The 19828-nt window shown below is 62.0% G+C and carries 18 protein-coding genes; 10 read left to right on the top strand and 8 right to left on the bottom strand.

Annotated elements, in window-relative coordinates:
* Positions 1-6 precede the first annotated feature (6 nt).
* From Q8M42_RS03835 to Q8M42_RS03815, 5 genes are read left to right on the top strand one after another with little or no spacing between them, the layout of a single operon-like run.
* Positions 7-1914, top strand: coding sequence for an adenylate/guanylate cyclase domain-containing protein (locus tag Q8M42_RS03835; RefSeq protein ID WP_304870330.1), 1908 nt, complete (start codon positions 7-9; stop codon positions 1912-1914).
* Between the two features lie 28 nt (positions 1915-1942).
* The gene (locus Q8M42_RS03830; protein ID WP_304870328.1) at positions 1943-2560 is read left to right on the top strand and encodes a hypothetical protein; all 618 of its coding nucleotides are present in this window, start codon (positions 1943-1945) and stop codon (positions 2558-2560) included.
* Positions 2561-2596: 36 nt separating this feature from the next.
* Positions 2597-3706 (top strand): autotransporter outer membrane beta-barrel domain-containing protein, encoded by a 1110-nt coding sequence (locus tag Q8M42_RS03825; RefSeq protein WP_304870326.1) that lies wholly within the window; start codon positions 2597-2599, stop codon positions 3704-3706.
* Between the two features lie 50 nt (positions 3707-3756).
* The gene (locus Q8M42_RS03820) at positions 3757-4545 is read left to right on the top strand and encodes an alpha/beta hydrolase (RefSeq protein ID WP_304870324.1); all 789 of its coding nucleotides are present in this window, start codon (positions 3757-3759) and stop codon (positions 4543-4545) included.
* On the top strand, positions 4542-5546 hold the full coding sequence (locus Q8M42_RS03815; RefSeq protein ID WP_304870320.1) for a caspase family protein: 1005 nt from the start codon (positions 4542-4544) through the stop codon (positions 5544-5546). Before Q8M42_RS03820 ends, Q8M42_RS03815 begins: the two co-directional genes overlap by 4 nt.
* Positions 5547-5593: 47 nt before the next feature.
* On the opposite strand, the gene Q8M42_RS03810 is transcribed toward Q8M42_RS03815, so the two are convergent.
* Both Q8M42_RS03810 and Q8M42_RS03805 read right to left on the bottom strand, forming a co-directional pair.
* Positions 5594-6238, bottom strand: a complete 645-nt coding sequence (locus tag Q8M42_RS03810) for a methylamine utilization protein (protein ID WP_304870318.1) — start codon at positions 6236-6238, stop codon at positions 5594-5596.
* A gap of 68 nt (positions 6239-6306) precedes the next feature.
* Complete coding sequence (locus Q8M42_RS03805; RefSeq protein WP_304870316.1) at positions 6307-7206, bottom strand: LysR family transcriptional regulator; 900 nt, start codon at positions 7204-7206, stop codon at positions 6307-6309.
* A gap of 221 nt (positions 7207-7427) precedes the next feature.
* On the opposite strand from Q8M42_RS03805, the gene Q8M42_RS03800 reads away from it, so the two are divergent.
* From Q8M42_RS03800 to Q8M42_RS03785, 4 genes are all read left to right on the top strand, one after another.
* Positions 7428-8684 (top strand): 3-hydroxyacyl-CoA dehydrogenase, encoded by a 1257-nt coding sequence (locus tag Q8M42_RS03800; protein WP_304870314.1) that lies wholly within the window; start codon positions 7428-7430, stop codon positions 8682-8684.
* Positions 8681-10471 (top strand): acyl-CoA dehydrogenase C-terminal domain-containing protein, encoded by a 1791-nt coding sequence (locus Q8M42_RS03795; protein WP_304870312.1) that lies wholly within the window; start codon positions 8681-8683, stop codon positions 10469-10471. The genes Q8M42_RS03800 and Q8M42_RS03795 overlap by 4 nt, the downstream gene beginning before the upstream one ends.
* 108 nt (positions 10472-10579) lie before the next feature.
* Positions 10580-11743, top strand: a complete 1164-nt coding sequence (locus Q8M42_RS03790; RefSeq protein WP_304870310.1) for an iron-containing alcohol dehydrogenase — start codon at positions 10580-10582, stop codon at positions 11741-11743.
* Between the two features lie 102 nt (positions 11744-11845).
* Positions 11846-12289 carry a thioesterase family protein gene (locus tag Q8M42_RS03785; protein ID WP_304870307.1) on the top strand — a complete coding sequence of 148 codons (444 nt, stop codon included), beginning with the start codon at positions 11846-11848 and terminating at the stop codon, positions 12287-12289.
* Between the two features lie 128 nt (positions 12290-12417).
* Here Q8M42_RS03785 and Q8M42_RS03780 read toward each other — a convergent pair whose 3' ends face one another.
* The 6 genes from Q8M42_RS03780 to Q8M42_RS03755 all read right to left on the bottom strand — a co-directional run bounded on the left by Q8M42_RS03780 (position 12418) and on the right by Q8M42_RS03755 (position 19156).
* The gene (locus tag Q8M42_RS03780) at positions 12418-12843 is read right to left on the bottom strand and encodes a hypothetical protein (RefSeq protein ID WP_304870305.1); all 426 of its coding nucleotides are present in this window, start codon (positions 12841-12843) and stop codon (positions 12418-12420) included.
* Between the two features lie 144 nt (positions 12844-12987).
* On the bottom strand, positions 12988-15309 hold the full coding sequence (locus Q8M42_RS03775; RefSeq protein ID WP_304870303.1) for an FdhF/YdeP family oxidoreductase: 2322 nt from the start codon (positions 15307-15309) through the stop codon (positions 12988-12990).
* Entirely contained in the window at positions 15306-16157 is an 852-nt protein-coding gene (gene fdhD, locus Q8M42_RS03770) for a formate dehydrogenase accessory sulfurtransferase FdhD (RefSeq protein ID WP_370692754.1), read from the bottom strand. The genes Q8M42_RS03775 and fdhD overlap by 4 nt, the downstream gene beginning before the upstream one ends.
* Before the next feature lie 322 nt (positions 16158-16479).
* Complete coding sequence (locus Q8M42_RS03765; protein ID WP_304870299.1) at positions 16480-17187, bottom strand: hypothetical protein; 708 nt, start codon at positions 17185-17187, stop codon at positions 16480-16482.
* 16 nt (positions 17188-17203) lie between these two features.
* Positions 17204-18010 carry an autotransporter outer membrane beta-barrel domain-containing protein gene (locus tag Q8M42_RS03760; protein ID WP_304870297.1) on the bottom strand — a complete coding sequence of 269 codons (807 nt, stop codon included), beginning with the start codon at positions 18008-18010 and terminating at the stop codon, positions 17204-17206.
* A gap of 258 nt (positions 18011-18268) precedes the next feature.
* Positions 18269-19156 carry a LysR family transcriptional regulator gene (locus Q8M42_RS03755; protein ID WP_304870295.1) on the bottom strand — a complete coding sequence of 296 codons (888 nt, stop codon included), beginning with the start codon at positions 19154-19156 and terminating at the stop codon, positions 18269-18271.
* 193 nt (positions 19157-19349) lie between these two features.
* Here Q8M42_RS03755 and lysM point away from each other — a divergent pair, with 193 nt between their 5' ends.
* Positions 19350-19787, top strand: a complete 438-nt coding sequence (gene lysM / locus Q8M42_RS03750) for a peptidoglycan-binding protein LysM (protein WP_304870293.1) — start codon at positions 19350-19352, stop codon at positions 19785-19787.
* Positions 19788-19828 lie beyond the last annotated feature (41 nt).

The following is a 19828-nucleotide window of genomic DNA, read 5'->3' as shown; positions in this document are numbered from 1 at the left end:
TGGCGCATGCCCTTGAAGTTGCTGGCGCTGGTGTTGCTCAGTGTCGTGCTGGTCGAATGGCTGGCGCGCGCCGGCCTGCTCGACGGCAGCGAGCGGCGTTTGCTGGATCTGCAATTCCAGTTGCAGGGCCAGCGTGATGCACCGCAGCAGGTGACCATCGTGGCCATCGATGAAGACAGCCTGGCCCGCTACCCGGATGATCCCATGCTGTTCTGGACCGACCGGCTCGCCGTGGCGGTCGAGCGTTTGCGTCAGGTCGGGGTGCCGCTGGTGGGCCTGGATATGCTCTACAGCATCAGCCCCGAACGCTGGCTGAGCACGCTGGGCGATGGTCAGTTTCCGGGTGCCAGGGACTATGACCGGGCTTTCCGCGAGCAACTGGCCAGCGGTCAATTGCTGCTGGTGGCCAGTCGTTCCGGCAGCGGGGCGGCGGTGAGCGACTACCTGCTGCCGAGCCCTGATTATCTGCTGGCGCTGCCTGATTATGACCTGCAGGCGCATGTTGGCCTGGCTGATCTGCTGGTCGAGGGTGATGGTCTGGTACGGCGTTTTCGCCTGGCGCCAGTGGATGCGGCGGAGCGAGCGCAGTTGCAGGATGAATTGCCGCAGCTGAGTCTGCCTGCGCTGCTGGCTGTACGCGCTGCGGGACAGGATGTGCGCGCTGCCGCTTGGCAATTGGGCGGGCGCGCCGTGCAGCTGGATCAGCCGGCTGCGGTCATCCCATACCTGGGGCCGCCCGGTACCTTCCACAGCCTGCCCCTGCACCGGCTGCTAGCGGACGACGCCTTGAGTGATCCCGAAGTACTGGCCTTGCGCGGCAAGCTGGTGCTGCTCGGCGCCACCGCCGCTGGGCTTAACGATGCCCACTTCACCCCGTTTAATAGCGATTGGCTGGGCGGGCGTAGCCTGCTGATGAGTGGGGTTGAGGTGCATGCCAATGTGCTGCAGGCATTGCTCGACGGTCGTCAGTTGCGTAACCCCGAGGCTATCTGGCGAGCCGGCGGCCTGCTGGCTCTGAGCCTGCTGCTGGTGTGCGTTCTGCTGCGCCTGCCGGTGTGGGCAACGCTACTGGCCTGGTTACTGGGGCTGGCGCTGTTGCTGGTGCTGGGTCAGTGGCTGTTCCGGCTGGGCTGGTTGTTGCCGCAGAGCGCGGCGGGGCTGACCTTGTCGCTGAGCTTTCTGGGTGTGCTGGGGCTGCGTCTGACGGGGGAAGAGCGTGAGCGCAATCGCTTGCGGCAGATGTTCGGCCGCTATGTTTCGGAGCAGGTGGTTGAAGCCCTGCTCAGCTCGGGCGAGCGGCCGGAGCTGGGCGGTCAGGCGCAGCGGGTGACCGTGCTGTTCTCCGATATCCGCAACTTCACCAGTATCAGCGAGCGGCTCACGGCCAAAGAGGTGGTGGAGATGCTCAATGCCTATTTCGCCCGCGCCTGTGAACCCTTGCTGGCCGAGGGCGGCAGTATCGATAAGTTTATTGGCGATGCGGTGATGGTCGAGTTTGGCTCCCCCGTACCGTTGGGCGACCACGCACAACGTGCCATTCGCGCTGCGCTAGCCTTGAAGAACGTCGCCGAGGAATTCGCCGGCTGGATGCAGCAGCGCTTCCCCGGCCGCGACCTGCCGGCCTTTGCCGTAGGCATCGGTTTACACAGCGGTGAGGTGGTGTTGGGCAATATCGGCTCGCCGGTGCGCATGGAGTTTACTGCCATCGGCGATACGGTGAACCTGGCTTCGCGTCTGGAAGGCATGACCAAGGAGCTTGGCTGCGCGATTCTGGCCAGTGCCGAGTGTATTACCGCAGCGGGCGAGCTGGTGCGTTGCGGGCGCAGCGAGGTGATTCGGGTCAAGGGCCGCGAAGCGCCGATTCGCGTCTTTGAGGTCATCGGGCTACATCAGGGAGACCATGAAAATGCTTAGACAGTGGTGTCGCTTGGGACTGTGTTCTTTGCTGTGGCTGCCCGGTCTGGCGTTGGCGCTTGAGGTCGGCTTGGTCACCGGTCTGAGCGGCACGGTGGCCTTGAATGTGCCGGCGCAGGCGCAGAACAGGACGCTGCAGGTGTTTAGCAAACTGCATGACGGCGATCAACTGAGCCTGCCGGCGAAAACCAGTCTGCAACTGGTGCTCTTCGACAGTGGCGAAGAGCAGGTTTGGCAAGGGCCGGGCGAGTTGCAGGTGCACCGCAGCGGCATCAGTGCCAAGAACGCGGCATTACAGCCGCAGGTACGTCAGCTGCCGAAGTTATTGGTCAAGCAACTGGCCAAGACCCCGGCCCCGGATGCCCAGGTCAAAGCAGGGATGGTGCGGCTGCGCAGTATGCCGAGTGGCGGCACCCTGGAGTCGCTGGAAAAAAATTATGCGCAGCTGCGTAAAGCCGCAATGGCGACAGATAGAAATCCAGAGCTATACCTGTTGGCAGGGTATTTCGAATTGCGTGAGTTTGAATTGTTGCAGCAGGTGCTGACGCAGATGGATAAGAAATCCCCGGGTGATAAGGAAGTGGCGCTGCTCCGCTCCCTTTATGCGCGCGCTGTGAATAACGCCAAGATGGCAGCCGAGCCGTAGCCAGAACAAGAAGACCGCACTTGTAGGAGATTCTTAATGAAAGCCACCTTCAGGCTGGCGCTGGCCGGCATCTGTCTAATATTGCCCTTCTCTGCTTCAGCCAACTGTCTGTACGCATATTCAAACTATCTGTCTGGCGGCATATTTGCCGCAGAGGCGTTATCCAACTATCCAGAGTGTTTTGGCGGCGGGGCGACGACCTCCCAAGTGTTGTTCAATGCCACTGCAGGCCAGCAATCTTTCGCTATCTCGGACAACCTAGCGCGGCGCTGGATTGCCCCTGGCGCGCCTGCGATGGCCGGCAGTGCAGCAGGCCGCGGGATGGCTGCCGGCGATGCGCTACCGGGCTTGAATCTGTGGGCCAGTGCCGCGGATGAAGATACTGACCAGCGTTATGGCAATATTTCTGGTAATACCACGAAGAACGATTTTGATATTCAGAATTACATTGTCGGCGCCGACTTTGGCCTTTCTCCAGCATTAGTTTTGGGCATTTCCCTGGCGATTGATCGCGGAGATATCTCCGGGATCAATACCGCTATTGGTGCAGAAGAAAACGAGCTGACTAGTCGCGGTTTTATGCTCGCGCCTTATCTCGGCTGGCAGTTGAATGAGTATTGGGCACTGGATGCCAGTGTGGGTATTGGTGAAGGCGAGTTGGATGCCAGTAGCAGCAGCCGACAGGAGGTTGACCGCTGGTATGCCGGACTAAACCTCAATTACCAGCGCTGGTTAGGCAGTTGGCAGTTCAGTGGGCGGGCCAGTTACCTGCATGCCGAAGAGTCGTATGACGATATTCGCCTGCGTGGTGAGACCCAGCAGCAGTTGGGTGGGCTGCAGAAGCTGCAGAACTCTGATGCCACCAACAAGCTTGACCGTATTCAGTTGGGTGGTCAGGTCGGTTACTGGTGGAATGGTTGGCTGCCCTACGCCGGGCTGCGCTACATGGACGATGTACATCGTTCGACCACACAGAACTTTGCGCCTTCTGATCCTATAGGTCGGGAGGCCTGGGTCTGGATTTTGGGGGTCAACTACCTCTCCCTGGCTCATGGGATCAGCGCCGGGCTGGCCTACGAGCAAGAGGAAGGCCGTAGCAATCAGAATATGAATACCTGGATGGCCAACCTTAACCTGCGTTTCTGACTATTGTGACGGGCGCAGTGCGCTGGTGCTTGGTGCTGCTGAGTGCATGTATGTGCTGGCTGAGTGGTTGCACTCAGCCAATGCACTTACAGGGTTCGCGGCTACAGACTGAAGCCTGGGTGATGGCCCGGGGCTGGTCGCCAGTGGCACTGGAGGTGCAGCCGTTCAACCTGTTGGGTTTGCTGCGCCAGACTGCTGCCTCGCAAACCCTCACCCTCTATATTGAGGGCGATGGCGCACCTTGGCCTTCCGTCTATAGGCCGCCACAAGATCCCACGCCCATTCGTCCGTTGGCGCTGCTGCTTGCCGAGCGCGACACGGCAGTGGCCGTTGCCTATCTGGGGCGCCCTTGCCAGTACCTGAACAGCAGCGAGTTGCGCCAGTGCTCTCCCTTGTACTGGAGCGAACGGCGTTTCTCCGCCGAGGTATTGCAGGCTATGGACCGGGCGCTAAGCGAGCTCAAGCAACAGGCGGGCGCCGAGCGGCTGCGCTTGGTTGGTTACTCCGGTGGTGGCGTGTTGGCGACCCTGCTGGCGCAGCGGCGTGATGATGTTGAACTCTTGGTAACGCTGGCCGCGCCGCTTGCGCTGAACGAGTGGACCAGGCGCCTGCAGCTGTCACCCTTGCATGGTTCGCTGGACCCGCTGGATGGGCCGCGTCAGCGCGCGCGGGCGCTGCATTTCAGTGGCGCGATGGATCAGGTGGTGCCCACAGCGGTGGTCGAGTATTACGTCGCCCGCCATGGTGGGCGTTTGGAGCAGCTTCCCGGCTTCGACCATGCATGTTGTTGGCTGCACCACTGGCCGGAACTGTTGACGGGTTTGGAGGGCAGGCAATGAAAACAACTTCTTGGTTAGCCTTGGCGCTGCTGGTACTGGTCGAGCCGGTGCTGGCCGATTTTCGCCCGCCGGCTTTTGCCGGCGGTATACCCGGGCGCGTACAGATGCAGGCCATTGATCTGCAGCGGCATCAAGCACGCACGCTGCTGTATCGCGAGGCCCTGGAAGAGTTGCGCCGCAATCCGCGGGTGGTGGATGTGCGTGAGTGCACTGCCGCCGATGATGATCAGGCTTACTGCTTGCCCAAGGCTGCGCTGGGCGGCGTGCCGGCAGCGATAGCCGGGCGGCCGATTGAGCGGCGTGTGGCACTGCTGATTGGTAATAACCGGTATCAGTCGCCAATCCCCGCGTTGCGCACCCCCATCCATGATGTGGAGCGCGTTGCCGCCACTCTCAAGCAGGTGTTGGGGTTTGAGTTGCGCGTGCTGAACAACGCCAGTAAGGCCGATATTGTCCGCGCGGTGGCCGCCTTGGCGCGGGAAATGACGCCGGCCGATGCGGTGTTTGTCTACTACGCCGGGCATGGTTACCTGATGGATGACACCGAGATGGGCTATTGGATACCCAGCGATGGCTCAGTAAAAACGGCGGCGCAATGGATCTCCAATCAGGACATCGCCGCCTTGCTGCGGGCGATCCCCGCGCGTCAGGTATTGCTGGTTTCGGACAGCTGTTTTTCCGGCACCCTGGTGCGCGGCCAGACCTACCAGGGCGGGCGGCTTGCGCCTGGCGAGGTGCTGCGCAAACGCAGCGTGCTGGTACTGTCTTCCGGCGGCGAGGAGCCGGTGTCCGATGAGGGTAAAGACGGCCACTCGATATTTGCCTGGCATTTGCTGCGCAGTTTGCAGGGGCTGGATGCCACAGTGCCGGGCTTTAATCTGTATCAGGTGGTGCGCCGTGGGGTCAGCCAGGACTACCCACAACAGCCGCAGTACGGTGCCGTAGCGATTGCCGGGCATGAGGCGGGTGGCGAGTATCTATTCGAGCGTTTGCCGAATTAGTTGCAGCACTGCTCAGAGGCTCATCGGCTTATTGTTTTGATCCGAGATCAAGGCACGTAGCCGCCTTTACCCTGTGGGCGCATGGCGGGCGCCTTTGGCCGTGGGTCGCGTTTTAGTGCGCCGGTGAGTTGCCAGGTCAGCGTTCCGTCGCTGGGTACGGCGCGGCTTATGGCTTCCTGCGGGTCGGCGATGCGCGGGTGCCAGAGGTGCAGGGTTTGCCCGGCGGCGGCATCGAAGTCCAGGCGGGCTTTGCCCTGTTTGTCGGTCTGAGCGAACCAGGGTGTGTCGAGTACCAGGATAAAACCGAGCATCCAGTCATGGATATTGCAGCCCAGAGTCACCAGGCCTGGCTGGTCGAAACGCATCTCCTGTGGCGCGGCTTTCTGCTGGTGCAGGCGCAGTTCGAAGCGCTTGGCCGGCGAGAAGGAGTAGACGTGGTGGTTGATCGGGTCGGAATTGGGGAAGCTCACCGTGGTGCCGACCTGCACCGGCAGGATATAGGGGCTGAACTGGCGCTTCTGCTGGTCCATCAGCGCCGTCGCAGGCTGGCTTTGCGCCGGCCCCGGCTCGATCCACAGCACCGCATCGCTAAGTGGTTTGCCCTGGTTGTCGAGGAGCACGATCTGCAGATTCGTGGCCTGCGCCAGCGTGCCCAGTAGCGCCAGCAGCAGCGCCAAAGCCGATTTCAGCATGATCGAATCCCCAAGACGGCACGACAGTAACCGTCAGTATAGGAAGGCTTTGCTCGGCTGCCGGGTGATCAGCGCTGGGCGATCTGCTGGATCTGTGCGATCAGCCAGTGCAGCGCCGGGTCGCGCTGGCGCTGGGCCAGGCTGACGATTTCCAGGTGAAACGGGCCGAGGGCAAACGGCAGCTCGAACAACTGCAACGGCAGCAGGCTGGCAAAGTGGCGCGCCAGTTGAGTTGGCAGTACGGCGGCCAGTTCACTGCTGGCGACGATATGCGCGGCCTGCAGGTAGTTGGGTGTGGTGTAGAGGATTTCCCGACACAGGCCCTGTTCGCCCAGCCATTGGTCGACCATGCCGCGGGTCTGGCCGCCATGCACCCACAGGTGGCGCAGCTGCAGAAAGGTCGGCAGATCCATCGGCGTGCTGGCCAGAGGGTGGTCGCGGCGCAGCGCCAGCTGCAGGGTTTCACTCATCCAGTGCTGGCGGGCAAAGCGTGCAGGGATGTCCTCGAAGCGCCCCAGCACCAGATCCAGCTCGCCCTTGTCCAGCGCCTCTGCCGGCAGGCTGGGGCTCAGGTGGCGGATGTCGATGCGCATGCCGGGCGCCTGCTGGCTGAGTTGCTTGAGCAGACCTGGCATGCAGATCAGCTCGACATAGTCGGTGACGGCGATGCTGAAGTGCTGACGGCTGCTGGCCGGATCGAACACTTCACCGGCGCTGAGGCTCTGCTCGATCTGCTGCAGCGCGGCGCGGATCGGCGTCTCCAGTGACTGGGCGCGCGGCGTCGGCTGCATGCTGCGGCCAACCCGCACCAGCAGTGGGTCGTCGAGCAGTTCGCGCAGGCGACTCAGGGCATTACTTACCGCTGGCTGACTGAGCGACAGGCGTTCGGCGGCGCGTGAGACATTCTGCTCGCGCATCAACGCATCGAACACGCGCAGCAGGTTGAGGTCGAAGGTTGAGATATTCATTGGCTGAATACGACTTATCACAAGACTAAATTTCAAAAATAGTAACGCCTTGCTTAAGGTGGTGGGCGATTTTCTATATGCCAGCAGGTGCCCGTGCCGGATGACGCACGCACTGCATCCTGTAGGAGCGGGCCATGCCCGCGATTCGCGGCCATGGGCCGCTCCTACGGGAATCACATCCAAGCGACATAGCCATTTATTCTCCAGCCAGAGGACCCTCGATGAGCCACTCCGCTTTTACCGTTCAGCAGGCCGCCGTGATCGGCGCGGGCACCATGGGCCGCGGTATCGTGATGAGCCTGGCCAACGCCGGCATTCAGGTGCTGTGGTTGGACAACAACCCACAGATGCTTGATCAGGCCATGACCGTAGTGGCGCAAACCAACGCGCATAACGTCAAACTGGGCCGCATCAGCGAAGAACAGTCGGCTGCGCGCCTGGCCTGCGTCACCCCGGTGGGCGACTACACAGCGCTGGCCGATGCCGATCTGGTGATCGAGGCGGTGTACGAGAATCTCGAGCTCAAGCAGCAGATCTTCCGCACGCTCGACGCCACCCTGAAGCCGGGCGCGATTCTCGCCAGCAACACCTCGGCGCTGGATATCGACGCGATTGCCGCCGTGACCAAACGCCCCGAACAGGTGCTGGGCCTGCACTTCTTCAGCCCGGCGCACATCATGAAACTGCTGGAAATCGTTCGCGGCGCCAAGACTGCCCCGTCTGTATTAGACGCGGCTGTGGCCTTGGGCCAGCGCATCGGCAAGGTCAGCGTGGTGGCCGGCAACTGCGACGGTTTTATCGGCAACCGCATGCTGCACACCTATGTGCGTGAGGCGCGCATGCTGCTGCTCGAAGGCGCCTATCCGCATCAGGTGGATGCCGCGTTGCAGGGCTTCGGCTTCGCCATGGGGCCGTTGCGCATGTATGACGTGGTCGGCATCGATCTGGAATGGCGCGCCCGCGAGCTGGCCGGCAAAGGCCAGGATGATCCGACTGTGCAGGTGGATAACCGTCTGTGTGGCCTCGGCCGTTTCGGCCAGAAGGTACGCATGGGTTATTACCGCTACGCCGAAGGCAGCCGCCAGGCCGAGCACGACCCCGAGGTGGATGCGCTGGTGCTGCAGGTGTCCGAGCAGCTGGGTTTTGTCCGCCGCGAGATTGGCCCTGAGGAAATCCTCGAACGCTGCCTGCTGGCGCTGGTCAACGAGGGCGCGAAAATCCTCGAAGAAAATATCGCCGCCAATAGCCACGACATCGACCTGGTCTATCTCAACGGTTACGGCTTCCCGGCCGACAAGGGCGGGCCGATGACGTGGGCCGACAGTCAGGGTATGGCGGCGATTCATGACCGTTTGAAGGCGCTGCAGGCGGCGTTCGGTGAGCACTGGCTGCCGGCACGCCTGATTGAAAAACTGGCCAACAGCGGCCAGCGCTTCGTTGACGTGCGGGTATCCGATGTGCAGGAGGGCCGGGTATGAGCTATCAGGCCCCGCTGCGTGATATGCGCTTTGTGTTGCATGAACTGTTCGATGTCAGCAGTCACTGCGAGCTGCTCGGTAACGGTCTCGACCGCGAGCTGATCGACGGCGTGCTGGAAGAGGGTGCGCGCTACACCGCCGAGGTGGTGGCGCCGTTGAATCGCAACAGTGATGAACAGGGTTGTCAGCTGAGTGACGGCCAGGTGAGCACGCCGGACGGCTTTGCCGAGGCCTATCAGCAATACGTTGATAACGGTTGGGCGAGCATGACCGGGCCGAGCGAGTACGGTGGCCAGGCGCTGCCGCAGATGCTCGCGTGCAACTTCCACGAGATGCTGATGGGCGCTTCGCTGTCGTTCCGCGTGTATTCCGGGCTGACCGAGGGTGCGGTGCTGGCGCTGTACAAACATGGCAGCGAAACGCTGAAAGACAGCTACCTGCACAAACTGGTCAGCGGCCAATGGGCCGGCACCATGTGCCTGACTGAACCCCAGGCCGGCACCGACCTGGCTTTGCTGCGCACCAAGGCCGAGGCGCAGGCGGATGGCAGCTATAAGGTGAGCGGCAGCAAGATCTTTATCAGCGGCGGCGAGCAGGACCTTTCGGAAAACATCATTCATCTGGTGCTGGCGCGTCTGCCGGATGCGCCAGCCGGGGTGAAGGGCATCAGCCTGCTGCTGGTGCCGAAATTTATCGCCGCTGTCGACGGTACGCCGGGCGCGCGCAACGCGCTGTCCTGCGGCGCGATTGAGCACAAGATGGGTATCAAGGGCGCGTCCACCTGCGTGATGAACTTCGACGGCGCCACTGGCTGGCTGATTGGCGAAGCCAACCAGGGCCTGGCCTGCATGTTCACCATGATGAACGACGCACGCTTTCAGGTCGGTTTGCAGGGCTTGGGCATTGGCGAAGCGGCCTTCCAGGGCGCGCTGCGTTATGCCCGTGAGCGCCTGCAGTCACGCGCCCTGAGTGGTCCGGTCGAGCCGGGCAAGGCGGCCGACCCGATCATCGTTCACCCTGATGTGCGGCGCATGCTGCTGACGCAGAAGAGCCTGGTCGAAGGCAGCCGTATGCTCGCGGTTTACTGCGCGCGCCAGCTTGATCTGGAACACGCTCACCCGGACGCCGCCGCACGCAAGGCCGCCAGCAAGCGCGCGGCGCTGCTGATCCCGATCGTCAAAGCCTTCTTTACCGACATGGGCCAGGAAGTCGCCAGCCATGCCGTGCAGGTGTACGGCGGGCACGGTTTTATCCGCGAGTGGGGCATCGAGCAACTGATGCGCGATAGCCGTATTACCCAGTTGTATGAGGGCACCAACGGCATTCAGGCGCTGGACTATATCCGCCGCAAGGTACTCGGCGATGGTGGTGCCGAACTGTCGGTGCTGCAGGCTGAATTCAGCGAGTTGTGCGACGCCCAGGCCGACCGACCGCCGCTGGCGGCGTTGGCCAAAAGCGTGCAGGCGCGTCTGGGCGAATGGCGCGAGCTGAGCAGCGAAGTGATTGCCGCCAGCCAGCGCGATGTGCAGGAGATTGGCGCGGTGTCGGTGGATTTCCTCCAGTATTCGGCCTATGTGTTGCTGGCCGGCTTCTGGCTGCAGGCGGCGGCACGTGCGCAGGATGCGTTGGAGGCGGGCAGTGGCGAGGCCGCGTTCTACCAGGCCAAGCTGCAGTCTGCCGACTTCTACCTGCGCCGGGTGTTGCCGCGGGCCAGCGCTCATCGCGAGTCCCTGCTGGGTGGCGCGGCGTGCCTAATGGCCATGGATGAGGCGAGTTTCGCGTTTTAACCGCGAATCTCTGTAGGAGCCAGCTTGCTGGCGACGCTTTTGACCTGCCGGGATCGCCAGCAAGCTGGCTCCTACATGAACGTTACATAACAACAAGAGGATCACCCCATGCTGCCCTTTAGCTTTGCCACCACCGCGCAGATTCTCTGCGAGATCGGCGCGTCGCGGCGCTTGGCTGAACTGTGCCGCGAGCGCGGCGCGCAACGGGTGCTGATTGTCACCGATCCGGGCATCAGCAAGCTTGGCCTGTTGGCGGATGTGCTGCCAGGGTTTGCCCGCGCCGAGCTGACGGTCGAGGTGTTCGATCAGGTCGTGGCCGACCCGCCCGAAGCCATTCTGCTGGCGGCGGTCGAGCAGGCCAAGGCACTCCAGGCGCAGCTGATCGTTGGCTTTGGTGGCGGCAGCTCGATGGATGTGGCCAAGCTGGTGGCGCTGCTGGCGCACCCCGAGTGCGGCCAGCAGTTGGCGCAGATGTATGGCGTCGGCAATGCCCGGGGCCAGCGCCTGCCGCTGATCCTAGTGCCGACCACCGCCGGCACCGGTTCGGAAGTCACGCAGATTTCCATTATCACCACCGGCGCAACCACCAAGATGGGCGTTGTATCGCCGTTGCTGCTGCCGGACCTGGCGCTGCTGGATGCCGAGCTAACCCTCGGCTTGCCGCCGGCAGTTACCGCTGCCACCGGTATCGACGCCATGGTGCATGCCATTGAGGCCTATACCAGTGCGCTGAAAAAGAATCCGCTGTCCGACCTGTTGGCGCGCGAGGCACTGCGCTTGTTGGCGGCCAATCTGGATGAGGTGGTGCACAACGGCGCTAACCGCGAGGCGCGCCAGGCCATGCTGCTCGGTTCTTGTCTGGCGGGGCAGGCGTTTGCTAACGCGCCCTGTGCGGCGGTGCATGCGCTGGCCTATCCGCTGGGCGGGCATTTGCATATTCCTCACGGTCTGTCGAACGCCCTGGTGCTGCCGCATGTGCTGGGCTTCAACGCCAGTGCGGCGGCGCCGCTGTATGCCGAGCTGGCACCACTGGTGCTGGGCGATCAGCTGCGCGCGGGCAGCGTGTTGCAGCAGACCGAACAGTTTATCGGCGCACTGGCCGATTTCAGCGTGCGCAGCGGCCTACCGACGCGTCTGCGTGATGCCGGTGTGCCGCAGGAGATGCTGCCGACCCTGGCCCGCGATGCCATGCAGCAACAGCGCCTGCTGGTAAATAACCCGCGTGAAATGACCGAGGCTCATGCCTTGGCCATCTACCAGGTGGCCTATTAAGGCTGTTTCGCGGCTAAAGCCCCTCCCACGGGAGCGCGCTGTACCGTGGGAGGGGCTTTAGCCGCGACGCTTCCAGATTGCCGTCCATTACAAGGATTCCCGATGAGCCAACCCCAACATCTGCGCAGCGATTACCGGCACTTTCAGCCAATCACCACGCGCTGGCATGACAACGATGTCTACGGTCACGTTAACAACGTTACCTACTACAGCTTCTTCGACAGTGCGGTGAACACCTACCTGATCGAGGTCGGCGGCCTGGATATTCATAACGGCGACGTGGTGGGCTTTGTAGTCAGCTCCAGCTGCGATTATTTCGCCTCCATCGCTTTTCCCGAGCGTATCGAGATCGGCCTGCGGGTCGGCAAACTGGGCAACAGCTCGGTGCAGTACGAACTGGCGGTGTTCAAGGAGGGAGAGGATGAAGCCTGCGCAGCCGGGCGCTTTGTGCATGTCTTCGTCGACCGCAGCAGCAACCGCCCGGTGAGCATTCCCGAGAATCTGCGCGCGGCGCTGACGGTGCTGCTGATGGGGCCAGCGACATAGCTGAGTAGGATGGGTGATAACCCATCAACTGGCTGATGGGTTATCACCTAGGCGGTCCCCCATCCTACGTTCTGTGCCATACGCAAAAAGCCGCTGTTAGGCGGCTTTTGGCTGTCAGCACTCGGCACTTAGTTATGTTTGTGCTTTTTATGCTTCTTGTGTTTTTTACGGTTGTCGTGGCCGCGATCCCGCTCGCTGCCGCCAGCGTATTCATTGGCCAGCGCGCCACCCGCGGCGCCGCCCAGGCCAGCCCCAATGGTCGAACCGGTGCTGCCGCCAACCTTGTTGCCCAGTACCGAACCACCGGCAGCACCCAGGCCGCCGCCCAGTGCGGCCTCGGTCTTGTTGCCGTCGCGTGCGGTAATCACCCCGCCAGCCGCGCCACCCAGGCCCGCGCCAATCGCCGCGCCGGTGCTGCCGCCGACCTGTTGGCCGATCACATTGCCCAGGGCGCCACCCACACCGCCGCCAATGGCAACCTTGCCGGTATCGCCCGCCACGGCGAGGGGCGAGACCAGAGTGCTGAACAGCAACGCAGAAAATAATGTACGCATACGGCAGACCTTCTCGACTAAATGGGTGTGCGAACCTAGGCCTTTGTTTTTAAAGGACGAATGATCCGCGCATAGTCTTAGAGCGCGTTTCGCCGAAAAATTCCCTGCCGCCGGTCGCCAGTGTGATCGCCGCCACAGATCCGCTCAAAGGATGCGCGCTTCGGCCTGATGCGCCTGCAGACGAATGGCCACGTACTTCGAGGTTGGGGTAAAGCTGCCCGCGCCAAAGCTCTGCAGCGGCACCAGCGGGTTGGCTTCCGGGTAATAGGCCGCAGCCTGGCCAGCGGGAATATCGAAGGCCAGCAGGGTGAATCCAGCTACCTTGCGTTCGATGCCGTCATCCCAGATGGACTGAATGTCGACCTGCTGCCCTGGCTGAAAGCCCAGGCGCAGGATGTCCGCTTCGTTGACGAACAGCACCTGACGCTGGCCTTTGACGCCACGGTAGCGGTCATCCAGGCCATAAATGGTGGTGTTGTATTGGTCATGGGAGCGCAGCGTTTGCAGGATCAGGTCCGGCGTCTGCCCGGTGCTGCGTACCTGCGGTGGCAGCAGGTCGGCGGGCAGCGGGTTGGCCTTGAAATTGGCCTTTTGGCTGGCGGTGAGCCAGCGCCGTTCGGCAGCAGCGTTGCCCAGGTAGAAGCCACCGGGGTGTTGCAGGCGCTGGTTGAAGTCGCTGAAGCCGGCAATAGTGTCGGCAATCAGCTCGCGGATGCGCCGGTAATTGGCAATCAGCGCATCCCAGTCGACCGGATGATTACCCAAGGTGGCTTTGGCGATACCGGCAATGATCGCCGGCTCAGAGCGCATCTGCGCCGACAGCGGCTCAAGCTGGCCGTAGGACGCGTGGATCATGCTGAACGAGTCTTCCACGGTCACCGCCTGCGGACCGTCGGCCTGGTGGTCGATGTCGGTACGCCCGAGGCACGGCAGAATCAGCGCATCCGTGCCGGTGGTCAGGTGGCTGCGGTTGAGCTTGGTGCTGATCTGCACGGTCAGTGCGCAGCGGCTCAGCGCGGCGTGGCTGCGCGGACTGTCCGGGGTGGCCTGGGCGAAGTTGCCACCCAGACCGATAAACACCTTGGCCTGACCGTCGAGCATGGCGTTGATCGCCTCGACGGTGTTGTGGCCCTGGGCGCGCGGCACCTGAAATTTAAAACGTTGTTCCAGCGCATCAAGAAAGGCCGCTGGAGGGCGCTCATTGATGCCCATGGTGCGGTCGCCCTGCACGTTGCTATGGCCGCGCACCGGGCACAGGCCGGCACCGGGCCGGCCGAGGTTGCCGCGCAGCAGTTGCAGGTTGACGATTTCCTGAATGGTCGCCACCGAGTTGTGGTGCTGGGTGATGCCCATGGCCCAGCAGATGATCACCCGCTCGGCGCGGCGGTAGAGCAGGGCGGCGTGTTGCAGCTCATCCAGGCTTAGGCCGGATTGCTCGACCAGCGACTCCCAGCTGCTGGCATCCAGCAGCGCTAAATAGTCGTCCACGCCGTTGGTGTGTTCCGCGATAAAGGCCAGATCGAACACCGCCGGTTCGCCCTTGGCCAGCGCTTCGCGGTGCCACTGCAGGAGGAACTTGGCCATACCGCGCAGGGCGGCTAAATCACCACCCAGGGCTGGGCGGAAGAACGCCGTGTTCAACGGTTCAGAGCCGTTGGTGAGCATTTCCAGGGCGTGCTGCGGATGCTGGAAGCGTTCCAGGCCGCGCTCTTTTAGTGGGTTAAAGCACACCACCTGTGCGCCGCGTTTGACCGCCTCACGCAGCGGTTCGAGCATGCGCGGGTGGTTGGTGCCGGGGTTCTGCCCGAGTACGAAGATCGCGTCGCTGTGCTCGAAATCGTCGAAGGTCACGCTGCCCTTGCCGACACCGACGCTCTGGCCGAGGGCCACGCCGCTGGCTTCGTGGCACATGTTTGAGCAGTCAGGGAAGTTGTTGCTGCCAAAGGCGCGGACGAACAGCTGATACAGGTAGGCCGCCTCATTGCTGGCACGGCCGGAGGTGTAGAACTCGGCCTGATTGGGGCTTTCCAGTGCCTTTAAATGCTCGGCGATCAGGGCGAAGGCGGCGTCCCAGCTGATCGGCTGGTAGTGATCGCTGGCGGCGTCATAGCGCATTGGCTCGGTCAGGCGGCCCTGATATTCAAGCCAGTAATCGCTCTGCTCACGCAGCTGACTGACGCTGTAACGGGCAAAGAAGGCGGCATCCACGCGGCGTTTGGTGGCTTCCCAATTGACCGCTTTGGCGCCGTTCTCGCAGAACTTGATGTGGCCGTCTTCCGGCGAGTCGCCCCAGGCGCAGCCGGGGCAGTCAAAACCGCCGTGCTGATTGGTTTTGAGCAGGGCGCGGAGGTTTTTGAACGGCTGCTTACTGTCCAGCCAGAAGTGCGTGACGCTGCGCAGCGCGCCCCAGCCAGCGGCGGCCCCTTTGTAGGGTTGATAGCGTGGGTTGATCGGTTGCAGGCTCATGAACGGGCGACTCCGGGCGCGGCTGCTGGGCTGTACACCCGTGGCGCGCTCTGCTGGGGAATATGGATCAGATTGAGGTTGTGCTGGCGTGCCCATTGCACGCTCAGGCTGGTCGGTGCCGACAGGCTGACCAGGGTGCCGATACCGGCGCGCAGTGCCTTGTGGATTAGTTCCAGGCTGCAGCGGCTGGTGACCACGGCAAAGCCCTGACGCAGGTCTTCTCCTTCGCGATGAAGCGCGCCGAGCAGCTTGTCGAGGGCGTTATGCCGGCCGATGTCTTCGCGGCACAGGCGAATCTGCCCTTGAGCATCGACAAACAGCGCCGCGTGCACCGCGCCGCTATGGCGGGCCATGGTTTGTACGCTTTGAATACGTTGGCGCAGGCCCTGCAAGTGGGCAGGTGCGGGCAGTGGGCTGGACGGCAGATTTTGCAGGTGCGGCAGCGCCTGTTCCAGCGCTTCGACCCCGCACAGACCGCAGCCGCTATTACCGGCTAAGGTGCGGCGCTGCTGCTTGAGCGCCCAGAACGCGCGGTTGCTGACCTGCACCTCGGCACTGATGGCGCTGTCATGCTGCTGCAGGCGAATGTCGTAGATCTCATCGAAGCTATCGATCAGACCGGCACTCAGGCTGAAACCGTAGATAAAGTCTTCAAGGTCGCTGGGCGAGACCATCATCACGCTGTGGCTGATGCCGTTGTAGCTGATCGCCAGGGCGGTTTCGCTGGCCAGCGCGGCGGCGCCATCCAGCTGCGCCTCTGCCAGTTCGACATAGCTGTAGGTGGGCGCCGGCAGTAATGCCGGTGAGCTGGGTGGCGGGCTGGTGGGCGCGTGGCGTGGCATGGGCAAGGCTTCCCGGCGACGGAGTGACTTTCGCCAGCCTAGGCCGCTGTGCCGGGTGCGTCTAATCGCTGTTACTGATCTGCTGATCGACGCTGTCTATCAAGGTTTCAAGCCCGGGCCTTTTAGCCGGTTTTGCCAGGTAACAGTTTGTGCGCTTTTGCGCATGGCCCAGTCATGTTCGACGTTACCATCGGCCTGTAATCGTCGTCATTTCCCTATGTATAAGGCGAGAGCAGCAGCGTTTAGGCGAGAGGTGGGTCGGCGCAAATAAAAAAGGCACTCCCAGAGAAGTGCCTTTTCAGGAAGTCGTTGCGCTGGCTGGCCGAACCTACCAGGGATACTTGCCACCTGCTGCTTCGAACTGCTTCTGCATATGCTCCTGATAGGCGGACAGGCCGAGCGGTCCCCATCCAGTCGAAGATAGAGGCACACCCAAGGTCCGCATCATCTGATCCAGCGCATGGGACGGGGATGGTAATGACCACGAAATCCAGTAACGTTTTCCGCGATTGTCCGACTTGATCGACTGCATCCTATCTTCGGCGCGAGCAACATCTCGTGGAGTCATGCCCGAGTTCCACAAGGCCGCATCCGTTTTTAGCATTCCTTTGTTCGTATTCCAGGTGTTCGCGTCGCAACCGCACATCTTTTTGACCAGTTCCGAGTCGGCGGGCAGATTCAGGAAATAGTCGATATTGGCAAAAAAATCATCCAGCGACCTAACCGTTGGTTGTGCCGCCGGAGTGGGGGTGTCGGCTGGAGGAGCGGGTTCCTCGATAACAGCATTCTTGACGGCTTCATTCGCCGCATCGGCAGCACTCTGTACTGCTGCGTCAACCGCTTGCTGTGTCGTGTTGCGCACCGAGTCCTCGACTGCGGCAGCTACTGAATCATCGACCACCGAGCCGCCGCACGGCACCATCGAATGAGTGCCGGGGTCGTAACAGAGACCGGCGGCACTCGCCGACAATGGCACCAATCCGAGCAGCAGCGTGGCAAGAAGGGTTCTCGTGGCAACGTGATGTTTGACTTTCATAAGTGGAGCCCTCGAATTAGAACGACGTGCTGATCGATGTCAGGAGGCTGTTTTCCCGGCTTTGCGATTTTCCGGCGACGCCGGCATAGCCAAGGTTCAAGCGGGTCTTGGGCGTGAGCGCGTAGGCCACGCCAAGATTGACGGTGAAATAGTCCTTGTCGTCGACATTGCGAGTCAGGTTCTGATTGGCGCGGTTATAGGCAATCCCGGCCGATGGTGACCATGCGCCCAGTCGCCAGTTCAAGCCACCACCAAATGAGGCTTGGGTTCGTGCTGAACTGTCCGAACCATGCCGGGTCGGCGTACTGTCCCGATAGGCGTCGCTGTTGCTACGTGAATGGCTGAGGCGACCGTTCAAGGTTGCTGACAGCGTTGGAGACAGCAAAAAGGCCTGGGTGATACCTACGCCGACTGTCCAGAAATTGGTGTCGGTGTCGAAGTCGACGGGCACTCCAGCGTTGCGGTAATCACCATCGAGCATCACTTTGCCGTAACCAAGCGACAGGTCGAGAAAACGCAGTGAGCCGATCTCACGCACGCCGAACACGGCCACCGACGTTGCATCGTTGGAGAAGCGGCCGCGGTTGAGATCAGCATTGGTTTTGCTTTCTCCAAGGCTGATGCTGCCGCCAAGCTGCGTTTTCGCATCAAGCCGTCGAGTGAGCGACGCATTGAGGTAGGTCGAGCGCCCGTCACTCGGATTCGAGTCCAGGGTCGATTTGGTTTCGGAAAACTTCAGGCCGACATTCGCCGACCAGTCGTCCGCATGAACGTGTGCGCTCCCCGCCGCGCACGCTACAGCCAGGCAGATCTTGAGTCTCATCAAGGCAGATTCCTAATTATTGTCAGGCCAGGTTCTTGTGCAACACCGCAAGGCCGGTCCGGAGAAACGCTCAGGCTGGAAGCCCACCATCGTTTTTTCGGTAATCGGTAAGCCATCCTAGGCAGTTTTCTGTTGCAGGCAAAGTGCCACCTCGAAAGACGTTGGGGCGGCTCTGGAAAAGTCGATCTGCCTTTTCAGGCGATGTGTTCACCCCTCAAAGAAAAGACAGTCCAGGGCCTGCGCCTAGAGCGGTAGCGGCTATCGCCCCGCGAGAAACTGCTGGGCTTCGGCAAAGCAGGCTTCGGCCAGGGCCGAGCGCGGCGCACTGCGGCGCAGGATCAGGCCAAGCGGGGCGAGTGTGTGTGCGTCCTCGATGGGCGTCAGCGCCAGGTGCTCGGTGAATTCCGCCAGGCCGCTGTTGAGCGGCATGATCGCGCAACACAAACCGGCGCTGACCGCTTGCAGCAATTGATGCACGGCATCGGTTTCCAGGCGTGGGCTGGGCGTTAAGCCACGCGAGCGGAAGCTGTGGTCAATCGATTGACGGAAATGCATGCCAGCCGAGAGCAGGCCCAACGGCAGATCGATCAGGCTTTCCCAACGCAGAGCCGGGCGGGTGAACTGGAAGTGCCGGCGGTCATACAGCAGGCCCATGCGGGTTTCGGCCAGCTCCAGGCTGTCGAAATGCTCAGGGTTAAGGCGGTCGAGGTAGGACAGGCCAAGGTCGAGCTGATTGCGCCCCAGGCGTTCGAGAATCTCCTCGCTGCTCAGGGCAAACAGCTGAAAGCGCAGCCCGGCATGCTGCTCGGCGAAAAACTGCACCAGGCGCATTGGATCGAAGCCAGCCAGCGGCACCACACCCAGGCGCAGGGTGCCGACCAGCTGGCCACGGCAGGCGGCCGCTTCCGCATACAGACCGTCGTGCGCGGCCATCAGGCTGCGGGCCCAGGCCAGAATACGCTCGCCCTCGGCACTGAACCCCTCGAAGCGCTGACCGCGATGCACCAGTTCCAGGCCTAGCTCGTCTTCCAGCTGGCGCAGGCGCATCGACAGGGTCGGCTGGGTGATATGGCAACGCGCGGCGGCCTGGCCGAAGTGGCGGGTTTCATCCAGGGCGATAAGGAACTTCAGCTGCTTGATGTCCATGATGATCCTTCAACGCCCTGGTTTTTGCCGATTCTAGCAGGCAGTGGAGTGCTTTCTTGAGCCGAATACGGCCTATGACGCGGCCTGCAGCGACAGCGCCGGGCCTGGCACCTTTGTCACGAATCAGGGTCTAGACTTCTGGCTCCGAGCGGCGTCGCTCGGCCCCCTTTCCAAGGAATCAAGAGGAAGCCTTATGAGTCTGTTTGCCTTTGTTAAAGAAGCCGGTACCAAGCTCTGGGAATCACTGGTCGGCCAGGAGGTCCAAGCGGCCGAGTCATTGACCGCGCATGTCGCCAAGGTGGGCTTGGGTAACCCGGCTATTCAGGTGAGTGTTGAGGGTGAAAAAGTCATCGTCCGTGGCGAGGTGGCCAGCCAGGAAGAGAAGGAGAAAATCCTCCTGGCCCTGGGTAACGTCGCTGGCGTGGCCGAAGTGGAAGACCATATCAGCGTGACTACGCCGGCCCCGGCGGCGCGCTTTGTCACGGTGAAGAAAGGCGACACCCTGAGCGCGATTGCCAAGGCCGAATACGGCAACGCCAATGCCTACCCGAAAATCTTTGAAGCCAACAAGCCGATGCTCAGCCATCCGGACAAGATCTATCCGGGCCAGGTGCTGCGTATTCCCGAGTAGGTGACACCTGTGGGAGGCGCTTCAGCGGCGACCGTCGCGGC

It is taken from the genome of Pseudomonas sp. (genome assembly GCF_030684895.1).
Taxonomy (GTDB): domain Bacteria; phylum Pseudomonadota; class Gammaproteobacteria; order Pseudomonadales; family Pseudomonadaceae; genus Aquipseudomonas.
This window is presented reverse-complemented; position numbering and strand designations above follow the sequence as displayed.

Excerpts from the sequence above, each read along its gene's own strand:
- Q8M42_RS03755 (WP_304870295.1), bottom strand. The coding sequence starts at position 19,156 with ATGGACATCAAGCAGCTGAAGTTCCTTATCGCCCTGGATGAAACCCGC.
- Q8M42_RS03795 (WP_304870312.1), top strand. The coding sequence starts at position 8,681 with ATGAGCTATCAGGCCCCGCTGCGTGATATGCGCTTTGTGTTGCATGAA.
- Q8M42_RS03810 (WP_304870318.1), bottom strand. The coding sequence starts at position 6,238 with ATGCTGAAATCGGCTTTGGCGCTGCTGCTGGCGCTACTGGGCACGCTG.
- Q8M42_RS03785 (WP_304870307.1), top strand. The coding sequence starts at position 11,846 with ATGAGCCAACCCCAACATCTGCGCAGCGATTACCGGCACTTTCAGCCA.
- Q8M42_RS03825 (WP_304870326.1), top strand. The coding sequence starts at position 2,597 with ATGAAAGCCACCTTCAGGCTGGCGCTGGCCGGCATCTGTCTAATATTG.
- lysM (WP_304870293.1), top strand. The coding sequence starts at position 19,350 with ATGAGTCTGTTTGCCTTTGTTAAAGAAGCCGGTACCAAGCTCTGGGAA.
- Q8M42_RS03775 (WP_304870303.1), bottom strand. The coding sequence starts at position 15,309 with ATGAGCCTGCAACCGATCAACCCACGCTATCAACCCTACAAAGGGGCC.
- Q8M42_RS03800 (WP_304870314.1), top strand. The coding sequence starts at position 7,428 with ATGAGCCACTCCGCTTTTACCGTTCAGCAGGCCGCCGTGATCGGCGCG.
- Q8M42_RS03760 (WP_304870297.1), bottom strand. The coding sequence starts at position 18,010 with ATGAGACTCAAGATCTGCCTGGCTGTAGCGTGCGCGGCGGGGAGCGCA.
- Q8M42_RS03820 (WP_304870324.1), top strand. The coding sequence starts at position 3,757 with ATGTGCTGGCTGAGTGGTTGCACTCAGCCAATGCACTTACAGGGTTCG.
- Q8M42_RS03780 (WP_304870305.1), bottom strand. The coding sequence starts at position 12,843 with ATGCGTACATTATTTTCTGCGTTGCTGTTCAGCACTCTGGTCTCGCCC.
- Q8M42_RS03765 (WP_304870299.1), bottom strand. The coding sequence starts at position 17,187 with ATGAAAGTCAAACATCACGTTGCCACGAGAACCCTTCTTGCCACGCTG.
- Q8M42_RS03805 (WP_304870316.1), bottom strand. The coding sequence starts at position 7,206 with ATGAATATCTCAACCTTCGACCTCAACCTGCTGCGCGTGTTCGATGCG.
- Q8M42_RS03790 (WP_304870310.1), top strand. The coding sequence starts at position 10,580 with ATGCTGCCCTTTAGCTTTGCCACCACCGCGCAGATTCTCTGCGAGATC.
- Q8M42_RS03835 (WP_304870330.1), top strand. The coding sequence starts at position 7 with ATGCCCTTGAAGTTGCTGGCGCTGGTGTTGCTCAGTGTCGTGCTGGTC.
- Q8M42_RS03815 (WP_304870320.1), top strand. The coding sequence starts at position 4,542 with ATGAAAACAACTTCTTGGTTAGCCTTGGCGCTGCTGGTACTGGTCGAG.